Raw genomic sequence first — 19,724 nt, 5'->3', positions numbered from 1 at the left:
AGGGAGGGGGCAATCCCCGCCGCGCCCTAAACCGACAGCAGCCGCGCCACCTTCGCCTCGTCGACCTGATCGCGGCTGTCCTCGTGGACGATCTCGCCGTTCTCGATCACCAGCACGCGGTCGGCGATGTCCAATGCGAAGCTCAGCACCTGCTCCGACACGATGATGCTGAGGCCTTTCTCGTCGCGGATGCGGCGCAGGGTGCGGGCCATCTCTCGGATGATCGAGGGCTGGATGCCCTCCGTCGGCTCGTCCAGCAGCAGCACCTTCGGCCGCGTCGCCAGCGCCCGCGCGATGGCGAGCTGCTGCTGCTGCCCGCCCGACAGGTTGCCGCCGCGCCGGCCCTTCATCTCCAGCAGCACCGGGAACAGCTCGTAGAGATCGCCGGGAACGCTGCGCCCGCCATGGACGCTGAGCCCCGTCTCGATATTCTCCTGAACCGTCATGGTCGGGAAGATCATGCGGCCCTGCGGGACATAGGCGACGCCCTTCGCCACCCGCTCGTAGCTCTTCAGCCCGGTAATCTCGTCGCCGCCGATGCGGATGGCGCCGGAACGCGCCGGCACGATCCCCATCAGCGACTTCATCAGCGTCGTCTTGCCCATGCCGTTGCGGCCCATGATGGCGACGATCTCGTTGGGCGCCACGGTGAAGTCCAGCCCGTGCAGGACCTCGCTCTCGCCGTAGGACACGCGGAGTTGATTGACGGACAGCATCTCTTGATCCCCGCTCAGTGGCCCAGATAGACTTCGACGACCTTGGGATCGTTCTTCACCCGCTCCATGCTGCCTTCCGACAGGATCTTGCCCTGATGCAGGACGGTGACGCGGTGGGCGATGTCCTCGACGAACTTCATGTCGTGCTCGATCACCAGCACCGAGCGGTTCTGGATGATGCGGTTCAGCAGCTCGGCGGTCTTCTTGCGCTCGTTCACGCTCATGCCGGCGACCGGCTCGTCGAGCATCAGCAGCTCGGGGTCCTGGATCAGCAGCATGCCGATCTCCAGCCACTGCTTCTGCCCGTGGCTGAGATACTCGGCGCGCTGGTCGAGATGGTCAGAGAGGAAGATCATCTCGGCGATCTCGGCCACCCGCTCGCGCACCGCGGCGTCGCGCTTGAAGGCGAGCGCGCCGAACACGCTGCGGCCGCGGGGGTAGGAGATCTCCAGATTCTCGAACACCGTCAGATCGTCGTAGATCGACGGGTTCTGGAACTTGCGCCCGACGCCGGCCGTGACGATCTGGTGCTCCTTCATCGCCGTCAGTTCCTTGTTGCGGAACTTGATGGAGCCGCCGGACGCCTTGGTTCGCCCGCAGATGAGGTCGAGCACCGTGGTCTTGCCGGCACCGTTGGGGCCGATGATGACGTGGATCTCGTTGCTGTCGACGTAGAAGGACAGGTCGTTGACCGCCTTGAACCCGTCGAAGGACACGGTCAGCCCTTCGACCGCCAGCAGGTAATCGGTGTTGTTGGCCATGCTCCGTCCCTCCTCAGTCGGCGGCGGTGTGGGGCGGGATGATCGGCGCCGCGGCGGCGGGCATCGTCGTCCGTCCGACGGTCGGGCGGCGCAGCCGCGGGGCGATGTACTGCTGGTAGAGCCCGGCCAGCCCGTTGGGGAACACCATCACCACGCCGATGAACAGGGCGCCCATGGCGAACAGCCACAGCTCCGGGAAGCTCTCCGACAGCATCGTCTTGGCCCAGTTGACCAGCAGCGTGCCGTAGACCGCGCCCAGCAGCGACAGCCGGCCGCCGACCGCGCAGTAGATGACCATCTCGATCGAGGGCACGATGCCGACGAAGGACGGCGACATGAAGCCGACCTGCAGCGTGAACATCGCACCGCCCACCGCCGACAGCGCCGCGGCGAAGCAGAAGACGAAGATCTTGAAGTTGGCGACGTCGTAGCCGGAGAAGCGGACCCGGTCCTCCTTGTCGCGCAGCGCCACCAGGATGCGCCCGAGCTTGGAGCGGCGGACGTAAAGGCAGAGCAGGATGCAGCCGATCAGCAGGGCGGCGTTGACGAAGTAGAGCACCAGCTTCGCCTCGTCGGTGCGGATGTCCCAGCCCTTCAGCGTGCGCAGGTCGGTGATGCCGTTGATGCCGCCGGTGTAGCCCTGCTGGCCGACGATCAGGATGGTCAGGATGGCGGCGAAGGCCTGCGTGATGATGGCGAAATAGACGCCGCCGACCCGCCGCTTGAACATCGCCAGCCCGACGATGAGGGCGAGCAGCGCCGGAACCGCCACCACCGCGACGATGGAGAAGGTCAGGCTGTGGAACGGCTCCCAGAACCAGGGCAGCGCCGTGAGCTGGTTCCAGTCCATGAAGTCGGGGATGCCGGGGGTGGACTGGATCTTGGTCGCCTCGGGGCTGGAGGCCTCCAGCTTCAGGAACATCGCCATGCAGTAGCCGCCGATGCCGAAGAAGATGCCCTGCCCCAGCGACAGGATGCCGGCGCTGCCCCAGCACAGCACGAGGCCGAGCGCCACGAAGGCATAGGTCAGGTACTTGCCGACCATGTTCAGCCGGAAGATGTCGAGCCCCAGCGGCAGGACGATCACCAGGAGGGCGGCCAGCAGCAGGATGCCGGCGACGTCACCGTCGATGCGCCCGAGAAGGCCGTTTTGAGCGTTGCGCGTCATGGTGATGGACTCCTCAGCGGCGGACTTTGAGGACGAACAGGCCCTGCGGGCGCAGCATCAGGATCACGACGACGGTCAGCAGCGTCAGCACCTTGGCGGTCGAGCCGCTGAGGAAGAACTCCATCGTCGACTGGGCCTGGCTGATGGTGAAGGCCGACGCGATGGTGCCGATCAGGCTCTGGGCGCCGCCAAACACCACCACCAGGAAGGTGTCGACGATGTAGAGCTGGCCCGAGGTCGGACCGGTCGAGCCAACCATGGTGAAGGCGCTGCCCGCCACCCCGGCGATGCCGCAGCCGAGCCCGAAGGTGTAGCGGTCGACCTTCTCGGTGTTGATGCCGACGGCGCCGGCCATCACCCGGTTCTGCATCACCGCGCGCACGCCCTGGCCCCAGCGCGATCGGAACATCACGGTGTAGATGACGACGGTGATGGCGATGGTCAGGGCCATGACGAACAGGCCGTTGATCGGCACCTCGATGGTGTCGGTGACGGCGACCGAGCCCATCAGCCAGTCCGGCAGGACCACGCCGACCTCGCGCGCGCCGAAGACCGAGCGGAAGACCTGCTGAAGGATCAGGCTCAGCCCCCAGGTCGCCAGCAGCGTGTCGAGCGGGCGGCGGTAGAGGAAGCGGATCATCCCCCATTCCACCAGCATCCCCAGCGCCCCGCTGGCGAAGAAGGCCAGGATCATGGCGATGAAGAAATAGGCCGGGAACAGCGCCGGCACGGTGCTGGAGATGACGTTCGAGCAGAGGTAGGTCACGTAGGCGCCGAGGATCATGAACTCCCCGTGCGCCATGTTGATGACGCCCATCTGCCCGAAGATGATGGCGAGGCCCAGCGCCATCAGCACGAAAACGGAAAAGAGAATGAGCCCCGCGAATCCCTGCATGGCAAAGATCGACCCGAGCTCGGCCAGGCTGTAGCCCTCGAACATGATGGGAACTCCCGTCACACTTGCCCCACCCCGGCCCTCCCCCGCTGCGCAGGGGAGGGAGGCGGGAGCCTTGTCGGCGTTCGGCCGTCGTCCCCTCCCCCGCCCGGCGGGGAAGGGTCAGGGTGGGGGTCTGACGCCCCCGTCCCTTACTGGTAGCCCTTCGGGAACGGGTTCGGCTCGATGAGGTCCGCCGTCTCATAGACGACGTCGAACTGGCCATCGGGACGGGCGCGGCCGACGCGGGTCTTGCTCCACAGGTGATGGTTCTCGTGGACGCGGACATAGCCTTCCGGCGCGCCGGTGAACTCGATGCCGTTCGACGCCGCGGCGATCTTGTCGATGTCGAAGCTCTGGGCCTTCTCCACCGTCAGCTTCCACAGCCAGGGGCCGAGATAGCCGGCCTGGGTCACGTCGCCGATGACGCTGTTGGCGCCCCACATCTTCTTGAAGGCGGCGACGAACTTCTCGTTGTTGGGATTCTGCAGGGACTGGAAGTACTTCATGCAGGCATAGGCGCCGGCGATGTTCTCGCCGCCGATGCCGAGCATCTCGTCCTCGGTCACCGAGATGGTCATCAGCACCTGCTTGTTCAGGTCGATGCCCGCCGCCTTCATCTGCTTGTAGAAGGCGACGTTCGAGCCGCCGACCACCGAGGCGTAGATGACGTCCGGCTTGGTCAGCTTGATCTTGTTGATGACCGAGTTGAACTGGGTGTGGCCGAGCGGGAAGTATTCCTCGCCCACCACCTTCTGGCCCTTCATCTCGATGTGCTTGCGGGCGATCTTGTTGGACGTGCGCGGCCAGATGTAGTCGGAGCCGATCAGGAAGAAGCTCTTGGCGCCCTTCTCCTTCGTCACCCAGTCCAGCCCGGCGAGGATCTGCTGGGTCGCCTCCTGCCCGGTGTAGATGACGTTCTTCGACTGCTCCAGCCCTTCGTAGAAGGTCGGGTAGTAGAGCATGCCGTTGTACTGCTCGAACACCGGCAGCACCGCCTTGCGCGAGGCGGAGGTCCAGCAGCCGAACACCGCCGCCACCTTGTCCTCGACCAGCAGCTTGCGCGCCTTCTCGGCGAAGGTCGGCCAGTCGCTGGCGCCGTCCTCCTGGATCACCTCGATCTTGCGGCCGAGCACGCCGCCCATTTCGTTGATCTGGGCGATGGCCAGCTTCTCGGCCTGAACCGAGCCGGTCTCCGAGATCGCCATGGTGCCGGTGGTGGAATGCAGGATGCCGACCTTCACCGTGCTGTCGGTGACCGCCAGCTTCGTCGTGTTGACGGCGTCGGTCGGCAGCGCCTGGGCCAGCGCGCCGCGCGGCAGCAGCCCGACGGCCGGCAGCGCCGCCATGCCGAGGAGGAGCTTGCGGCGGAGCGGCGACGGCAGCCCGCCAACGGGCTTGCCCGCATCAAACTTGTCTGAAGACATGAAACCTCCTGATGTTCGCCGTTGTCGCCTTGCAACGACGGCGCGCAACCGGGCGCGGCCGTCGGACAGGCGGTGTTTTTTGGGGGGTGGGCGGAACGTTCCGCGTTAGGACAGCCCGATGGTTGGCCGAACAGTGCATCGCAGCAATACGTGGATTTGCGTATAGGGGCGCCGGTCGGCAAATCGTTATAAAATCGCGGGAGACTGGAACCGCCCAAGCACCCGCAACCACCCGGAAGCGAGTGGAACAGTTGCCTCCACTCGCAAGAAACGACGCGATTCAACTCTGTTGTCTGGTCGATCTGTTCCTGACAGACTGGCGGGGACGCAGGCTTTATTGTCGAAAATGCCCGGAAACAGGGTCAATAAACAATCAGTTATACGAACATATCCTCAGGAGGGTGAATGGGGCCGATGGCGGGGCGCCAGAGGGTGGTCGCGATCCGGCGGACCTACAACCGTTGGGTTGCCAACCAGACGCTGGAGGACTATGCGCTGCGCTTCACGGCGCGAAAAGCGCGGCGGTGGTCGCCGTTGCGTGTCGCCAACACGGCGCTCGGCTCGATCTCCTTCCTGGCGCTGGAGGCCATCGGCGGGGCGATCACCCTGAACTACGGCTTCACCAACGCGGCCCTCGCCATCCTGGCCGCCGCGGTTCTGATCTTCGCCAGCGCGCTGCCGATCAGCTACTACGCCAGCCGCTACGGCGTGGACATGGACCTGCTGACGCGCGGCGCCGGCTTCGGCTACATCGGCTCCACCATCACGTCGCTGATCTACGCCTCCTTCACCTTCATCTTCTTCGCCATCGAGGCGGCGATCATGGCGACGGCGCTGGAGATGGTCTTCGACCTGCCGCTCGCCGCCGGCTACGTCGTCAGCTCGCTTCTGGTCATCCCGCTGGTCGCCTACGGCTTCACCGTCATCAGCCGCATCCAGCTGTGGACCCAGCCGCTGTGGCTGGCGCTGCACGCCCTGCCCTTCCTGTTCATCGCCGTCCAAGACAGCGAATCCTTCACCGCCTGGACCAGCTTCACCGGCCAGGCGGCGGACGCGGGCGGCGGCGCCTTCGACCTGATGCTGTTCGGCGCGGCGGCGTCGGTGGTGTTCTCGCTGCTGGCGCAGATCGGCGAGCAGGTCGATTTCATCCGCTTCCTGCCCTACGACCCCGACGCCACGGGCGCCAAGCGGCTGCGCTGGTGGGCGGCGCTGGTGGCCGCCGGGCCGGGCTGGATCGTCATCGGCACGATCAAGCTGCTGCTCGGCTCCTTCCTGGTGGTGCTGGCGTTGCAGAACGCCGTGCCGCTGGAGATGGCGGCGGAGCCGACGCGGATGTACCTCGTCGCTTTCCAGTACGTGACGCCGTCGCCGCAGCTCGCCCTCGGCCTGACCGGCCTGTTCGTCGTGCTGTCGCAGCTCAAGATCAACGTCACCAACACCTACGCCGGCTCCATCGCCTGGTCGAACTTCTTCTCGCGCCTGACCCACAGCCATCCTGGGCGGGTGGTCTGGGTGGTGTTCAACGTCGTCATCGGCCTGATGCTGATGGAACTCGGCATCTACAAGACGCTGGAGCCGGTGCTAGGGCTCTATTCCAGCGTCGCCGCCTCCTGGATCGGCGCTCTGGTCGCCGATCTGGTGGTGAACAAGCCGCTGGGCCTCAGCCCGCGCCACGTCGAGTTCAAGCGCGCGCACCTCTACGACATCAACCCGGTGGGCGTCGGTGCCATGCTGCTGGCGACGGTGCTGTCGATGCTGGCCTTCCTCGACGCGCTGGGGCCGACGCTGAAGGTCTGCGCGCCCTTCCTCGCCTTCGCCACCGCCTTCGTCGCGGCCCCCGCCATCGCCTGGGCGACGCGCGGCGGCTATTACATCGCGCGCCGCCCCTTCGACGACTGGAACGGCGAGGAGGCGATCCGTTGCTGCATCTGCCAGCACGCCTTCGAGACGGAGGACATGGCCCACTGCCCGATCTATGCCGGGGCCATCTGCTCGCTCTGCTGCTCGCTGGACGCCCGCTGCGGCGACGGCTGCAAGACCGACGCCCGGCTGGGCGTGCAGCTGCGCCACGCGCTGGACGCCGTGCTGCCGCCGAGGGCGGCGACGGCGCTGAAGGCGCGGCTCGGCCATTATCTGGGCGTCCTGCTGATGCTGGCGCTGGCGGTCGGCGCGGTGCTGGCGCTGGTCTATGTCGAGGTCGCCTCGGTCAACGCCGAGGCGCAGGCGCTGATCGGCAGCACGCTGTGGAAGGTCTTCTTCATCCTGATGATCGTCGCCGGCGTCGCCACCTGGCTGTTCGTTCTGGCCCGGGAGAGCCGCAAGGTGGCGCAGGAGGAGACGCAGAAGCAGACCGCCCTGCTGATCCGGGAGATCGAGGCCCACGAGCGCACCGACGCCCAGCTTCAAAAGGCCAAGGAGGCGGCGGAGGCGGCGAACCTCGCCAAGAGCCGCTATCTGGTCGGCATCGGCCATGAGTTCCGCACCCCGCTCAGCGCCATCTTCGGCTATGCGCAGATCCTGGAGCGCGACCCCGCCATGCCGCCGCACCGGGTCGACGCCGTCCGCGTCATCCGGCGCAGCGCCGAGCATCTGGCCGGCCTGCTCGATGGTCTGCTCGACGTGTCGAAGATCGAAAGCGGCCGGCTGCAGCTGAACCGCGGGGAGGTGCGCTTCGGCGACCTGCTCGACCAGCTCGTCGGCATGTTCCACCTGCAGGCGGAGGCCAAGGGCATCGCCTTCCGCTTCGACGCGCCGGAGGACCTGCCGCCGGTCGTCTTCACCGACGAGGGGCGCATCCGCCAGATCCTCATCAACCTGCTGTCCAACGCCATCAAGTTCACCGATTCCGGCTCGGTCTGCCTGCGCGTGCGCCACCGCAGCCAGATCGCCGAGTTCGAGGTGGAGGACACCGGCCCCGGCATCGCCGAGGCCGACCGCGAGCGCATCTTCGAACCGTTCGAGCGCGGGTCGGCCGCCAACCCGATGGTGCCCGGCATGGGCCTCGGCCTGACCATCACCAAGCTGCTGACCGAGGTGATGGGCGGCGAGATCACCGTGACCAGCACGCCCGGCAAGGGCAGCCTGTTCCGGGTGCGGCTGATGATGTCGGCGGCGATGCTGTCCAACGCCGCCAGCCAGCCCGACCACCCGATCCGGGGCTATCGCGGGCCGCGCCTGACCGTGCTGGTCACCGACGACGACCTCGCCCACCGCAACCTGTTGGCCGACCTGCTGGCGGAGCTGGGCTTCACCGTGTTCAAGGCGACCGACGGGCCGAACTGCCTCGCCATGGCGGAGTTGCACCGGCCGGACATCCTGCTGCTCGACATCTCCATGCCCGGCATGAACGGGCTGGAGGTGGCGCGGCGCCTGCGCGCCGCCGGCCACAGCGACACCACCATCGTCCTGGTGTCCGCCGACACGCGCGAGGACCGCTTCGCCGGGCAGGAGGCCGACGGCAACCAACCCCATGACGGGTTCGCCGCCAAGCCGGTGTCCATTCCGAAGCTGCTGGCCTGCATCGGCCGGCTGCGCGGCATCGAGTGGGAGTACGAGGTGCCGGCCGACACCGACGCCGGACCGCCGGTCTTCGCCGCGGCGGAGCTGCCGCCGCAGCACCACATCGCCGAGTTGATCCATCTCGGCCGCATCGGCTACGTGCGCGGCATGCAGGCCAAGCTCGCCGAGATCGCCGCCGCCCATCCCGAGCTGGAGCGCTTCGTCGGCCGCATGCGCACGCTCGTCAGCAATTACGACCTCAACCAGTATATGGCCGCGCTGGAGGCGGTGTACCGCGATGACAGCCATGACAAACCCCGCCCGGTCATGCCCGGCCATGACAAACCCCGCCATGACGAGTCCAGCCATGACGATGAAATCCGTAACCAGACCGCGTGACGTCGTCCTCGTCGTCGACGACTCGCCCGAAGCCCTCAGCTTCCTGACCGACGCGCTGGAGGAGGCCGGGGTGACCGTGCTGGTCGCGCTGGACGGCCGCAAGGCGCTGGCCTTGCTGGAGCAGGTGACGCCCGACGTCATCCTGATGGACGCCATCATGCCGGGGCTGGACGGTTTCGAAACCTGCCGGCAGTTGAAACGCAGCAGCCAGGTCGCCCACGTCCCGGTCATCTTCATGACCGGACTGACCGAGACGGAGCACATCCTGAAGGGCTTCGCCGCCGGCGGGGTTGATTACGTCACCAAGCCCATCGTCGCCGAGACCCTGATCGCCCGCATGTACGCCCATCTCGCCAACGCCCGCGTGGCCCAGAGCACGCGGGCGGCGCTGGACGTCACCGGCCGCACCCTGCTGGCCGCCAACCACCGGGGCGAGGTGCTGTGGTGCACGCCGCAGACCACCCGCATGCTGGAGGCGGCCTTCGGCACCGCCGGAGGGGGCGGCGTCTCCTTGCCGGAGGAGGCGCGGCGCTGGCTGGCCGACCGTCAGGCCGGCGGTCCCGGGCGCAAGCCCGACAGCGTGGTGATCGCCACCGGCGCGGACGGCCGTCGCCTGCGCCTGAGCCCGGTCGGCCAGACCGGTCCCGACGAGATCCTGCTTCAACTGGCCGAGGAGTCGGGCGCCGGCGAGGACACGCAGCTCAAGGACAAGCTGTCCCTGACGCCGCGGGAGGCGGAGGTGCTGATGTGGGTCGCCAACGGCAAGCCCAACCGCGACATCGCCGAAATCCTCGGCCTCAGCCCGCGCACGGTCGACAAGCACCTGGAGCAGATCTATTCGAAGCTCGGCGTCGAGAACCGTGCCGCCGCCGCCGCGATGGCGGTGCGGGCGCTGAACGGCCGGTAGAAATCCAGGATTCTTACCCGGTCAGCCGGACATAGACGGTCGGCAGGATTTCGGGCAGCCGCTCCACCCGGTCGACCGGCAGCACGTTGCGCCGGCCGAAGATGCGGTGATGCGTCCTGGCATCGCCGCCCAGCGCCACGCAGACCACGTCGATGCCCCGCCCGGCCAGTTCCCGCACCGCCTTGCGGGCGTCCTCCACCAGATGGCGCGGATCGGGACAGTCGATGTCGGACGGTTCGCCGTCGGTGACCAGCAGCAGCAGGCGGCGCAGCGTCGGCTGAGCGGCGAGCGTCGTGCCGGCGTGGCGGATCGCCGCCCCCATCCGCGTCGACCAGCGCCCGTCCAGCCCGGCCAGACGCCCGCGCGCCGCCGCGTCGTAGTGCTCGGCGAAACGCTTGACCGGCAGCCAATGCACCGCCTCCCGCCCATCGGAACGGAAGGCGGCCAGGGCGAAGCGGTCGCCGGCCGCAGCCAGCGCGCCGGCCAGCAGGTCGGCCGACCGGCGTTCGAGGTCCAGCACCGTGCCGTCCCCCACCGGATCCTTGGTCGAGTGCGACGCGTCGAGCAACAGCAGGACCGACAGGTCGCGGCCGCGCCGCCGCACCCGCCGATAGACCCGCATGTCCGGAGCATGACCGTGGCGCCGGGCCGCGGTCGCCGCGATGCAGGCGTCGAGGTCGAGGGCGTCGCCCTCCCGCTGCCGCCGCAGCCGCTCCGGCCGCGCCACCACCGCGTGGCGGATCAGGGCGCGGACCCGACCGGCGAGCCTGTGATCGGCGGGCACATCCATCGGCGGCTGGTGCTCGGGCTCGCACTCGACCACCTGGACGAAGCCGGGCCGGTGCAGGCCGATGCGGTGGTCCCATTCCGGGTAGCGCGCCACCGGCCGCAGCGCGGTCGTCTCGGCGGCGGCGGCGAGCGGGGCCGGGGCCGGTAGGGCCTGCGGCGGTCCGTTTCGACGGTTCCCCTCCCCCTCCATCGGCTCCGGCCGAACCGCCTCAAGCGGATCGTCGGCGTCGCGCGGCGGCTCCGGCGGGGTGTCGTACAGCCAAAGCCCGCCATTGTCGTCGCGGTAGGCGGGGTCGACACGGTGCCCTCGGGCGTTGATCTGGACCCGCGTCTTACCGAGGTCGCCGGCAAGATCGCCGCCGAGCGCTAGGCTGAAATTGGGATTCTCCCAGCGCTCCGGCCGCTCGAAGAACAGGCGCTGCCCCTTGTCGACCCAGGCGTTGCCGTCCCGGTATCCGGCGTCGAACAGGGCGCGCGCCAGCCGCTCCAGCAGGTCCGCCGCCATCAGGGACGGCGAGGGTTCGACCCGATGGAACGGCGCCCACAGCCGCCGCAGACCGGGAAGGCGCCGCATGGCCAGATGCTCGACCCGGGCGTCCTCGACCAGCGAGACGACGATGGTCAGCAGAGGCTTCAGCCCCTTGGCCGGCAAGGGGCGCGAGAACATCCGGTGCGCCCCGACATGCGCCAGCGCCGCCCGGTAAAGCGCCAGGGAGGGCCAAACCGCGGGAAGCCGGACGAGGTCGGCGTCGAAGCAGGGCCGCAGCGCCGCCGGGTCGCCCTCCCCGACCAGGGGCCGCAAGGGCGGATCGACTCCCCACAACGCCGTCCCATAGGCCCTCAGCCGGCGTTCGACATCGGCCAGGGCGATCAGGCCGTCAACACCGTCCATCGCTGGTCAGAAGCAGGCGCCGACCGCCGCCGCCAGCGCGTCGCGCAGGTCGGAATCGTCGGTCAGCGGCAGGACGATGGCCATCCGGCAGGCGGCCTCGGGCGCGACGCCGCGGGCGATCAGCCGGCCGGCGTGGATCAGCATGCGGGTCGACGCGCCCTCCTCCAGCCCGCGGCCGCGCAGGTTGCGGCTGCGTTCCGCCACCGCGACGACACGCCGGGCCACCTCCGGTTCGATCCCGGCCTCGTGCGCGACGATCTCGGCCTCGACGGCCGCCGCCGGATAGCCGAACTCCAGCGCGGCGAAGCGCTGCTTGGTCGATTCCTTCAAATCCTTCGCCACGCTCTGGTAGCCGGGGTTGTAGGCGATGACGAGCTGGAAGTCGGGGTGGGCGGTCACCAGTTCGTTCCGCTTGTCGAGCGGGAGCGCCCGCCGGTCGTCGGCCAGGGGATGGATGACGACCGTGGTGTCGGCGCGCGCCTCCACGATTTCATCGAGGTAGCAGATGGCGCCATGGCGCACCGCCAGGGTCAGCGGCCCGTCCTGCCACACCGTCCCCTCCGCCTCCAGCAGGTAACGGCCGACGAGGTCGGAGGCGGTCAGGTCCTCGTTACAGGCCACGGTGACGAGCGGCCGGCCGAGCCGCCACGCCATATGCTCGACGAAGCGGGTCTTGCCGCAGCCGGTCGGTCCCTTCAGCATCACCGGCAGCCGGTCGGCGTGGGCCGCCTCGAAGAGGGCGATCTCGTCGCCGGCCGGGCAATAATAGGGTTCCCGCGCGATCCGGTAGGTGTGGAGCGCCATGCTGCCGCCTTTCGCCATGCGATTGCCCTGGGGAGGGTCAGCGGTGCGCCGGCTGTTCCGTAGGAATGCCGTCGATCGGGCATTCGGGCGTGCCGACCGTGGGGCGGGTGAAGGATTCCACCATGGCCCGCGTGCCCTCGGGATCGCTCACCCACTGGCGGTAGAAGTCGTAGGGACAGGCCGCCTCCCCCTTCACCCCGTCATGGCTGTTGATCATGCCGGTGTAGCCGCGGTGGACCAGCTTGAAGAGATGGTTCTCCGACTGCCCGTTCTTGCGGAAATCGCGGATCAGCGACTTGGAGAGCTGGGCGTACTGGATTCCGTACTCCTCCTCGCCGCATTCGCCCAGCGTGCGGCCGTCGAAGCCGACGATGGCGGAATGGCCGAAGTAGGAATAGACGCCGTCGAAACCGGCGGCGTTCGCCACCGCGACATAGGTGTTGTTGGCCCAGGCCATCGCCTTGGCCATCAGCACCTGCTGATCTTTGGCCGGGTACATGTAGCCCTGGCAGCGGACGATCAGCTCCGCCCCCTTCATGGCGCAGTCGCGCCAGATCTCGGGATAATTGCCGTCGTCGCAGATGATCAGGCTGACCTTCAGTCCCTTCGGCCCCTCCGACACGTAGGTGCAGGTGCCCGGATACCAGCCCTCGATCGGCACCCAGGGCATGATCTTGCGATACTTCTGCACGATCTCGCCCTGATCGTTCATTAGGATCAGCGTGTTGTAGGGCGCCTTGTGGGGATGTTCCTCGTGCCGCTCGCCGGTCAGGGAGAAGACGCCCCACACCTTCGCCTTGCGGCAGGCCGCTGCGAAGATCGCCGTCTCGTCGCCGGGGATGGTCGCGGCGGTCTCGTACATCTCCTTGGAATCATACATGATCCCATGGGTGGAATATTCGGGGAAGATCACGAGGTCGAGGCCGGGCAGGCCCGTCTTCATGCCGATCAGCATGTCGGCGATCTTCTGCGCGTTCTCCAGCACCTCCGCCTTGGTGTGAAGGCGCGGCATCTTGTAATTGACGACGGCGACGCCGACGGTGTCGTTGCTGCTGGTGATATCGCCGTGGATCATCTCGATCTCCCTGCGTGACGGGGGCATGGGGCGGCGCGCGCGGGAAGCGGGTTCGACATCCGGCTTCCGCATTGTTTTCGCACGCTTCTTCGTCCCGACCGATCATCGGGGAGCGGCTGGTGGACGGGAATACGCGATTCCCCGTATGGCCGGTCAGCCCCCGGGTCAACCCGAGGGCGGCGTCCCACCCTCCGCGAAATGGCAGGCGACGAGGTGGCCCGGCGACAGCGCCCGCGTCGCTGGCGCCTCGCGCCGGCAGAGATCGGCGGCGATCGGGCAGCGGGTGTGGAAGCGGCAGCCCGATGGCAGCTCGTAGGGGCTGGGCGTGTCGCCGGTCAAACCCGGTCCGGGAGGAGCGGCGCCGTCGTCGATCCGTGGGGCCGCGTCGAGCAGGGCGCGGGTGTAGGGATGCGCGGGCCGGCGCCACAGGCTGTCGCGGCCGCCCAGCTCGACGATCCGGCCGAGATACATCACCGCCACCCGGTCGGAGATGTGCTCCACCACCGACAGGTCATGGCCGATGAACAGGAAGCTGACTCCCAGCGTCCGCTGGAGGTCGGTCAGCAGATTGAGGATCTGCGCCTGGACCGAGACGTCGAGCGCTGAGACGGGTTCGTCGAGGACCACGACCTTCGGTTCCAGCGCCAGCGCGCGGGCGATGCCGATGCGCTGGCGCTGCCCGCCGGAGAACTCGTGCGGCCGGCGCTGCGCCGCCTCGGGCGGCAGCCCGACCTTGCCCAGCAGGTCGGCGACGCGCGCGCGTCGTTCGGCGCGGCTGCCGATGCCGTGGATCTCCAGCGGCTCGGCCAGCAGGTCGCCGACCGTCCAGCGCGGGTCGAGCGAGGCCGCCGGGTCCTGCAACACCATCTGGAGGTCGCGCCGCGCCGCGCGCATCCGCCGCCGCGAGGCGTGGGTGATGTCCGTGTCCCCCAGCCGGATGGTGCCGGCGCTGGGGTCGAGCAGCCGGACCACCGCCCGCGCCAGGGTCGATTTCCCGCAGCCGGATTCACCGACGATCCCCAGCGTCTCGCCGGGCGCCAGTTCGAAGGACACGTCGTCGAGCGCATGGACGACGCCGCGCGCCGTCCGGTACTCGACGGACAGCCCGCTCACCCGCAGCACCGGGGCGGCGGCGGTGGAGGCTCCGGTGGTGGCAACCGCGGGCGTGGCGAGGGCGGCGTCAGACGGCATGGGTCTCTCCCGCGTGATGGCAGGCGACGAGGCCGCTTCCGGCCCGGCGCGCCGGCGGAACGGCTTGGACGCAGCGCTCGTCGGCCAGCGCGCAGCGCGGAGCGAAGGCGCAGCCGGCGGGCATCGCCGCCAGCGCTGGAACGGTTCCGGGAATCTCGGCCAGACGTTGCCGCTCGGCACCGGCCGGTCCGGCGCCCGCCCGCGGCTGCGCGGCGATCAGGCCGCGCGTGTAGGGGTGGAGGGGATCGGCGAACAGGTCGCGGGTGCCGCGCTCCTCCACCTTGCGGCCGGCGTACATCACCAGCACGCGGTCGACGTAGCGCGACACCACGCCGAGGTCATGGGTGATGAAGACCACAGCGGTGCCCTGCTCCCGCCGCAGCTCGTCGATCAGGCCGAGGATCTGCGCCTGGATGGTGACGTCCAGCGCGGTGGTCGGCTCGTCGGCGACCAGCACGGCCGGGGCGCCGGCCAGCGCCATGGCGATCATCACCCGCTGGCGCATGCCGCCAGACAGGCGGTGCGGATACTCAGCAAAGCGGCGCTCCGGATCGGGGATGCGCACCCGCTCCAGCAAGGCCAGCGCCCGCCCGCGCGCCGCCTTGCGGCTGACCGGCTCATGTTCGAGGATCGCCTCCATGATCTGCTCGCCCACGGTCAGCACCGGGTTGAGCGCGGTCATCGGCTCCTGGAAGATCATTGAGATGCGGGCGCCGCGCACACGACGCAGCGCCGCCTCGTCGAGCGCCAGCAGGTCGCGGCCCTCCAGCCGCACCGTGCCGCCAGTCACCCGGCCGGGTGGCGGCACGAGGCCGAGCAGCGCCAGCGCGGTCAGCGACTTGCCGCAGCCGCTCTCGCCAACGATGGCGAGCATCTCGCCGCTCCGGACCGAAAAGGACAGCTCGCGCACCGCCGGCAGCAGGCCGCGGCGGGTCTGGAAGCCGATCGACAGGCCGTCGACCGCCAGGACCGGCTCCCTCGATACGGGATCGCTCATCGCCGCTCGCCCTTTGTGTTCAGCACGTCGTTCAGGCCGTCGCCCAGCAGGTTCAAGGCCAGCACGGCGATGACGATGGCGACGCCGGGGATCGCGGCGACGTGCGGATCGGTGCGGATCGTCTCGCGGCCCGCCCCCACCATGCCGCCCCAGCTGACGACGTTGGGATCGCCGAGCCCGAGGAAGGACAGCGAGGATTCGGTGAGGATGGCGGTCGCCACCAGGATGGAGGCCGAGACGATCACCGGCGCCAGCGCGTTCGGCAGGATGTGCCGAAAGATGATCCGGGCGTCGGACGCGCCGAGGATGATCGAGGCTTGCGCCAGCTCGCTGTTGCGCAGGCGCATCACCTCCGCCCGCACCAGCCGCGCCAGCCCCGACCAGGAGGTGATGCCGATGGCCGCGGTGATGGTGGCGATGGACGGCTGCAGGATGGCGACCAGCGCCAGCGTGAACAGGAAGGGCGGGATGGTCTGGAACAGTTCGGTCACCCGCATCAGCGCCCGGTCGATCCGGCCGCCGTAATAGCCGGACAGCGCGCCAATGCCGATGCCGATCACCAGCGAGACCAGCGCCGCCACCCCGCCGATCAGCAGCGAGACACGGGCGCCGTGGAAGATCCCCGACGCCAGATCGCGGCCCATCATGTCGGTGCCGAGCGGGAACGCGGCGTCCTCGCCGGGACGCAGCAGCGGCATCCCCGCCATGTCCAGCGGGTCACCGGAGAAGGCGATGTCGGCGAAGGCGGCCATGGCGAGGATGCCGGCCAGCAGGATCAGGCCGAGCAGCGCCGAGGGGCGACGCAGCAGCCGTCCGACGGTGGTGTCGCGGAAATCCGTCCGCGCCTGCGAAAGGGAGATAGTCTCTGGAAGCGCCATCGGTCAGTTGAGTTCAATGCGCGGGTCGAGCAGCGTGTAGACGAGATCGACCGCGATGTTGACGAGGACCACGACCACCGACGAGCAGAAGAGGATGCCGAGCAGCAGGTTGAGGTCGCGCTGGAAGAGCGCCGCGAAGGCCAGCCGGCCCAGCCCCGGCCAGGAGAACACCGTCTCGACCAGCACCGCCCCGCCGAGGATCGAGCCGAGCTGCACGCCGAGCGTGGTGACGATCGGCAGCAGGGCGTTGCGCAGCACATGGCGCCAAGCGATGCGGCGGGGCCGCACCCCCTTGGCCCGCGCGGTGCGGACGAAGTCCTGGCCGTAGACCTCCAGCATCGCCGCCCGCATCAACCGGGCGTAAATGGCGAGGTAGAACAGCCCCAGCGTCACCGCCGGCAGCACCAGATGCAGCGCCACGTCGCCCACCAGGGCGAGGCCGCTCAGGTTGGCCTCGACGCTGGTCATGCCGCCGACCGGCAACCAGTCCAGCATGACGGAGAAGACGACGATCAGCATGATGCCGACCCAGAAGACCGGGGTGGCGTAGAACAGCAGCGCCACGATGGAGATCACCGTGTCGGTCAGCTTCCCCGCCCGCCGCGCGGCGAGGAAGCCGAGCGAGCAGCCAGCGACCAGCGCGAAGCCGATGGCGGTCCCCATCAGCAGCAGCGTCGCCGGCAGGCGCTGCAGGATCAGCTCCGAGACCGGCAGCGACTGGCGGAAGGAATAGCCGAGGTCGAAGGTCACCAGATTGCCGAGATAGCGGAGGAACTGGACGTAGAGCGGCTGGTCGAGCCCGAACTGCCGCCGCAGCGCCTCCATGTACTCCGGCGTCGCCGCCCCGGACTCCCCCGCCAGCACCTGGGCCGCGTCGCCGGGCGCCAGATGCAGCAGGAAGAAATTGATCAGCGCGATGCCCAGGAGCACGAAGACCACCTGGGCGGCGCTGCGCCTGAGATAGGTCAGCACGGCGCGTCAGTTCCCCTTCGGCGCGTCGACGAAGCGGGCGTTCTTCAGCGAGGAGTAGACCTGATCGCCCTGCTCGACGATGCCCTGGAGGTCGGCCGAATAGACCGAGAAGAAGTTCAGCTCCAGCAGCGGCAGCGACGGCACGTCGCCCAGAACGATGTCCTGGAACTCGTTGAACTGCGCGACGCGCTTGGCCGGATCGCCCTCGACGCCGGCGGCCTGGATCAGCGCGTCGGCCTTGGCGTTGCGGTAGCCCGAGCCGTTGGTCCAGGGCGTGCCGGTGCCGAGCCAGCCCGACCAGAAGGCGCGCACCACGCCGATCTGCGGATCGGGGAAGGCGTTGTTGTAGGAGATGGCGAAGTCGAAATCGCGGTCGACATAGACCCGCTTGATGAAGGCGGCGCTGTCCTGCGAGCGGATGGTCACCTCGATGCCGACGCGCTTCAGCGCCTGCTTGAGGAACTCGCCGGTGCGGCGGTAATCATCGCCGTAGGGCAGGAAGTCATGGGTCAGGGTGAAGCGGACGCCGTTGGCGTCGCGCTTGAATCCGGCCTCGTCCAGCAGCGCCTCGGCCTTCTTCACGTCGAAGGGGTATTGCGGCAGCTTGGCGTTGTGGAAGGTGACGAGCGACGACGGCACCGGGCTGATCGCCGGCTTGGCGTAGCCGAACCAGACGATCTTCGCCAGGGCGGCGCGGTCGATGGCGTGTGCGATGGCCCGGCGCACCCGGACGTCCTTCAGATGTTCGTTCTCGACGTTGAAATCGAGATAGAGCAGCGGCGACAGCCATTCGTAGCCGCGGGTGTCCACCTTCAGGCGCGGCAGCTTGGCCAGCCGTTCGGCGTCGCGGAACGGCACCGGGTTGTAGGGGGCGTACTGGATCTCCCCCTTTTCGATGGCGGCGGCACGGGCGGCGGCGTCGGGAATGATGCGGAACAGCAGCCGGTCGAGATGCGGCTTGCCGGCCTCCCAATAATCGGGGTTGCGCGTCAGTTCGACATACTCGCCGCGCTTCCACTCCTTGAAGACGAAGGGGCCGGTGCCGACCGGCTTGTTGTTGTAGGGGTTGTTGAGGACGTCGGTGCCCTCATAGAGGTGCTTGGGCAGGATCGGGGCGCCGACGCCGTTCAGCACCGACAGGATCGGCAGCGACGGCTTGGACAGGCGCAGGATGACCGTCGCGTCGTCCGGGGTGTCGACCTGGGTGACGTTCTCGAACAGCGACTTGTTGCGCGGGTGGATGGTCTTCCAAATGTTCTCCAGCGACCATTTCACATCGGCGGCGGAAAAGGGTTTGCCGTCGTGCCATTTCACACCTTTGCGCAGGTGGAATGTGATGGTCAGCCCATCGGGGGCAACCTCCCAGCGCTCGGCCAGGGCGGGTTTCGGCTTCAGTTCGAAGTCGTAGGTGACCAGTCCGTCAAAGATGTTGCCAGCGACCACCTGGGTCGGCTGCGCCATATTGGTGGACGGTGTGAGCGTCACCGGTTCCGGCTGCAGGATGATGCTGAGGGTGCCGCCCTGGCGCGCTTCCTGCGCTGCGGCGCTTCCCTGCGAGCCGGGGAACACGCCGACCACCACCGCAGCCGTCATCATCGCCGCCGCGGCCACCACCAATCTCCGGCGAATACCCGTTCCGACCTGCCGATCCCGTCCCATCATGCTGCTCTCCGGCGCGAACTGTGTAAGGCGCCCGATTAAGCCCAGCGACCATCTGGAGGTCAATATGATTTCACATAAAAGCATCGCTGGCATGCCGGAAAAAACAACTATTATATTAGTAAATACTAAATATGGAATTGCTGTCTTGGCAGTGAATCGGCGGCGGCATTGTCCATCGACATCGTCGGAGCCTTGGCGATGACCGAAGCGTGAGGGGCGGTGTCCGATGTGCGCTCCCGCCAGCGGCCCTCGCGCAGCGATCGCACTGCCGTGCGCAAGGCCACCGAGGAGCGCTGGATGGGGGGATCAATGCCGAGGCGGCCGAAATGTGAGACGACGTTCGGCCAGGCCTGATGCGTTGCTGCCGACAACGTCAACTCACTCCAATCGGTGTTGGTCCGAAACGCAAAAAGCCCGCCTCTTGCGAGACGGGCTTTTTGGTGAAGTTGGTTGCGGGGGCAGGATTTGAACCTGCGACCTTCAGGTTATGAGCCTGACGAGCTACCGGGCTGCTCCACCCCGCGGATGTCCTGCTGGTGGGAACCGGCCAGTGTGGCGACGATTGTCGAGTGTGACTGACGCCTGCTGCGTCCACTCCGGTGTGGTGTGGCGTGTGCCGTGGTGACCTGGCGGCGACCTACTCTCCCACGTCTT

Annotated in this window: 15 protein-coding genes and 1 tRNA gene; 2 read left to right on the top strand and 14 right to left on the bottom strand. The window is 68.1% G+C overall.

Annotated features, from left to right (window positions below; genetic code table 11):
- Positions 1 to 26: 26 nt before the first annotated feature.
- From urtE to urtA, 5 genes are all read right to left on the bottom strand, one after another.
- The gene (gene urtE / locus H0B54_RS05165; RefSeq protein ID WP_094307388.1) at positions 27 to 716 is read right to left on the bottom strand and encodes an urea ABC transporter ATP-binding subunit UrtE; all 690 of its coding nucleotides are present in this window, start codon (positions 714 to 716) and stop codon (positions 27 to 29) included.
- Between the two features lie 14 nt (positions 717 to 730).
- Positions 731 to 1,477 (bottom strand): urea ABC transporter ATP-binding protein UrtD, encoded by a 747-nt coding sequence (urtD, locus tag H0B54_RS05160; RefSeq protein WP_137141180.1) that lies wholly within the window; start codon positions 1,475 to 1,477, stop codon positions 731 to 733.
- Positions 1,478 to 1,490: 13 nt separating this feature from the next.
- Positions 1,491 to 2,645, bottom strand: a complete 1,155-nt coding sequence (gene urtC / locus H0B54_RS05155; RefSeq protein WP_188259501.1) for an urea ABC transporter permease subunit UrtC — start codon at positions 2,643 to 2,645, stop codon at positions 1,491 to 1,493.
- Between the two features lie 13 nt (positions 2,646 to 2,658).
- Positions 2,659 to 3,585, bottom strand: coding sequence for an urea ABC transporter permease subunit UrtB (gene urtB, locus H0B54_RS05150; protein ID WP_188259500.1), 927 nt, complete (start codon positions 3,583 to 3,585; stop codon positions 2,659 to 2,661).
- A gap of 146 nt (positions 3,586 to 3,731) precedes the next feature.
- On the bottom strand, positions 3,732 to 5,006 hold the full coding sequence (gene urtA / locus H0B54_RS05145; protein WP_188259499.1) for an urea ABC transporter substrate-binding protein: 1,275 nt from the start codon (positions 5,004 to 5,006) through the stop codon (positions 3,732 to 3,734).
- A gap of 405 nt (positions 5,007 to 5,411) precedes the next feature.
- Here urtA and H0B54_RS05140 point away from each other — a divergent pair, with 405 nt between their 5' ends.
- Complete coding sequence (locus tag H0B54_RS05140; RefSeq protein WP_246472345.1) at positions 5,412 to 8,903, top strand: hybrid sensor histidine kinase/response regulator; 3,492 nt, start codon at positions 5,412 to 5,414, stop codon at positions 8,901 to 8,903.
- On the top strand, positions 8,872 to 9,810 hold the full coding sequence (locus tag H0B54_RS05135) for a response regulator transcription factor (protein ID WP_188259498.1): 939 nt from the start codon (positions 8,872 to 8,874) through the stop codon (positions 9,808 to 9,810). The genes H0B54_RS05140 and H0B54_RS05135 overlap by 32 nt, the downstream gene beginning before the upstream one ends.
- 13 nt (positions 9,811 to 9,823) lie before the next feature.
- Here H0B54_RS05135 and H0B54_RS05130 read toward each other — a convergent pair whose 3' ends face one another.
- The 9 genes from H0B54_RS05130 to H0B54_RS05090 all read right to left on the bottom strand — a co-directional run bounded on the left by H0B54_RS05130 (position 9,824) and on the right by H0B54_RS05090 (position 19,594).
- The gene (locus H0B54_RS05130) at positions 9,824 to 11,491 is read right to left on the bottom strand and encodes a nitric oxide reductase activation protein NorD (RefSeq protein ID WP_188259497.1); all 1,668 of its coding nucleotides are present in this window, start codon (positions 11,489 to 11,491) and stop codon (positions 9,824 to 9,826) included.
- A 6-nt stretch (positions 11,492 to 11,497) separates the two neighbouring features.
- Positions 11,498 to 12,295 carry a CbbQ/NirQ/NorQ/GpvN family protein gene (locus H0B54_RS05125; protein WP_188259722.1) on the bottom strand — a complete coding sequence of 266 codons (798 nt, stop codon included), beginning with the start codon at positions 12,293 to 12,295 and terminating at the stop codon, positions 11,498 to 11,500.
- 37 nt (positions 12,296 to 12,332) lie between these two features.
- Positions 12,333 to 13,370 carry an aliphatic amidase gene (locus H0B54_RS05120; protein ID WP_188259496.1) on the bottom strand — a complete coding sequence of 346 codons (1,038 nt, stop codon included), beginning with the start codon at positions 13,368 to 13,370 and terminating at the stop codon, positions 12,333 to 12,335.
- 165 nt (positions 13,371 to 13,535) lie between these two features.
- Positions 13,536 to 14,561, bottom strand: coding sequence for an ABC transporter ATP-binding protein (locus tag H0B54_RS05115; RefSeq protein ID WP_188259495.1), 1,026 nt, complete (start codon positions 14,559 to 14,561; stop codon positions 13,536 to 13,538).
- On the bottom strand, positions 14,551 to 15,558 hold the full coding sequence (locus H0B54_RS05110; protein WP_188259494.1) for an ABC transporter ATP-binding protein: 1,008 nt from the start codon (positions 15,556 to 15,558) through the stop codon (positions 14,551 to 14,553). Before H0B54_RS05110 ends, H0B54_RS05115 begins: the two co-directional genes overlap by 11 nt.
- Entirely contained in the window at positions 15,555 to 16,436 is an 882-nt protein-coding gene (locus tag H0B54_RS05105; protein WP_188259493.1) for an ABC transporter permease, read from the bottom strand. The genes H0B54_RS05110 and H0B54_RS05105 overlap by 4 nt, the downstream gene beginning before the upstream one ends.
- A 3-nt stretch (positions 16,437 to 16,439) precedes the next feature.
- Positions 16,440 to 17,408: an ABC transporter permease gene (locus H0B54_RS05100; RefSeq protein ID WP_094307401.1), complete on the bottom strand. Its 969-nt coding sequence runs from the start codon at positions 17,406 to 17,408 to the stop codon at positions 16,440 to 16,442.
- A 6-nt stretch (positions 17,409 to 17,414) separates the two neighbouring features.
- The gene (locus tag H0B54_RS05095; RefSeq protein ID WP_246472344.1) at positions 17,415 to 19,070 is read right to left on the bottom strand and encodes an ABC transporter substrate-binding protein; all 1,656 of its coding nucleotides are present in this window, start codon (positions 19,068 to 19,070) and stop codon (positions 17,415 to 17,417) included.
- A 447-nt stretch (positions 19,071 to 19,517) separates the two neighbouring features.
- A tRNA-Met gene (locus H0B54_RS05090) sits at positions 19,518 to 19,594 on the bottom strand.
- Between the last annotated feature and the right edge of the window lie 130 nt (positions 19,595 to 19,724).

Source organism: Azospirillum tabaci (assembly GCF_014596085.1).
In the GTDB taxonomy this organism is placed as follows: Bacteria; Pseudomonadota; Alphaproteobacteria; order Azospirillales; family Azospirillaceae; genus Azospirillum; species Azospirillum tabaci.
Note: the sequence above shows the minus strand (reverse complement) of the source record. Positions and strands in the feature narration are given on the sequence as shown.

What these genes read in the sequence shown, in the direction of transcription:
- urtE (WP_094307388.1), bottom strand. Translation starts at nt 716, where the DNA reads ATGCTGTCCGTCAATCAACTCCGCGTGTCCTACGGCGAGAGCGAGGTC.
- urtD (WP_137141180.1), bottom strand. Translation starts at nt 1,477, where the DNA reads ATGGCCAACAACACCGATTACCTGCTGGCGGTCGAAGGGCTGACCGTG.
- urtC (WP_188259501.1), bottom strand. Translation starts at nt 2,645, where the DNA reads ATGACGCGCAACGCTCAAAACGGCCTTCTCGGGCGCATCGACGGTGAC.
- urtB (WP_188259500.1), bottom strand. Translation starts at nt 3,585, where the DNA reads ATGTTCGAGGGCTACAGCCTGGCCGAGCTCGGGTCGATCTTTGCCATG.
- urtA (WP_188259499.1), bottom strand. Translation starts at nt 5,006, where the DNA reads ATGTCTTCAGACAAGTTTGATGCGGGCAAGCCCGTTGGCGGGCTGCCG.
- H0B54_RS05140 (WP_246472345.1), top strand. Translation starts at nt 5,412, where the DNA reads ATGGGGCCGATGGCGGGGCGCCAGAGGGTGGTCGCGATCCGGCGGACC.
- H0B54_RS05135 (WP_188259498.1), top strand. Translation starts at nt 8,872, where the DNA reads ATGACGATGAAATCCGTAACCAGACCGCGTGACGTCGTCCTCGTCGTC.
- H0B54_RS05130 (WP_188259497.1), bottom strand. Translation starts at nt 11,491, where the DNA reads ATGGACGGTGTTGACGGCCTGATCGCCCTGGCCGATGTCGAACGCCGG.
- H0B54_RS05125 (WP_188259722.1), bottom strand. Translation starts at nt 12,295, where the DNA reads ATGGCGCTCCACACCTACCGGATCGCGCGGGAACCCTATTATTGCCCG.
- H0B54_RS05120 (WP_188259496.1), bottom strand. Translation starts at nt 13,370, where the DNA reads ATGATCCACGGCGATATCACCAGCAGCAACGACACCGTCGGCGTCGCC.
- H0B54_RS05115 (WP_188259495.1), bottom strand. Translation starts at nt 14,561, where the DNA reads ATGCCGTCTGACGCCGCCCTCGCCACGCCCGCGGTTGCCACCACCGGA.
- H0B54_RS05110 (WP_188259494.1), bottom strand. Translation starts at nt 15,558, where the DNA reads ATGAGCGATCCCGTATCGAGGGAGCCGGTCCTGGCGGTCGACGGCCTG.
- H0B54_RS05105 (WP_188259493.1), bottom strand. Translation starts at nt 16,436, where the DNA reads ATGGCGCTTCCAGAGACTATCTCCCTTTCGCAGGCGCGGACGGATTTC.
- H0B54_RS05095 (WP_246472344.1), bottom strand. Translation starts at nt 19,070, where the DNA reads ATGATGGGACGGGATCGGCAGGTCGGAACGGGTATTCGCCGGAGATTG.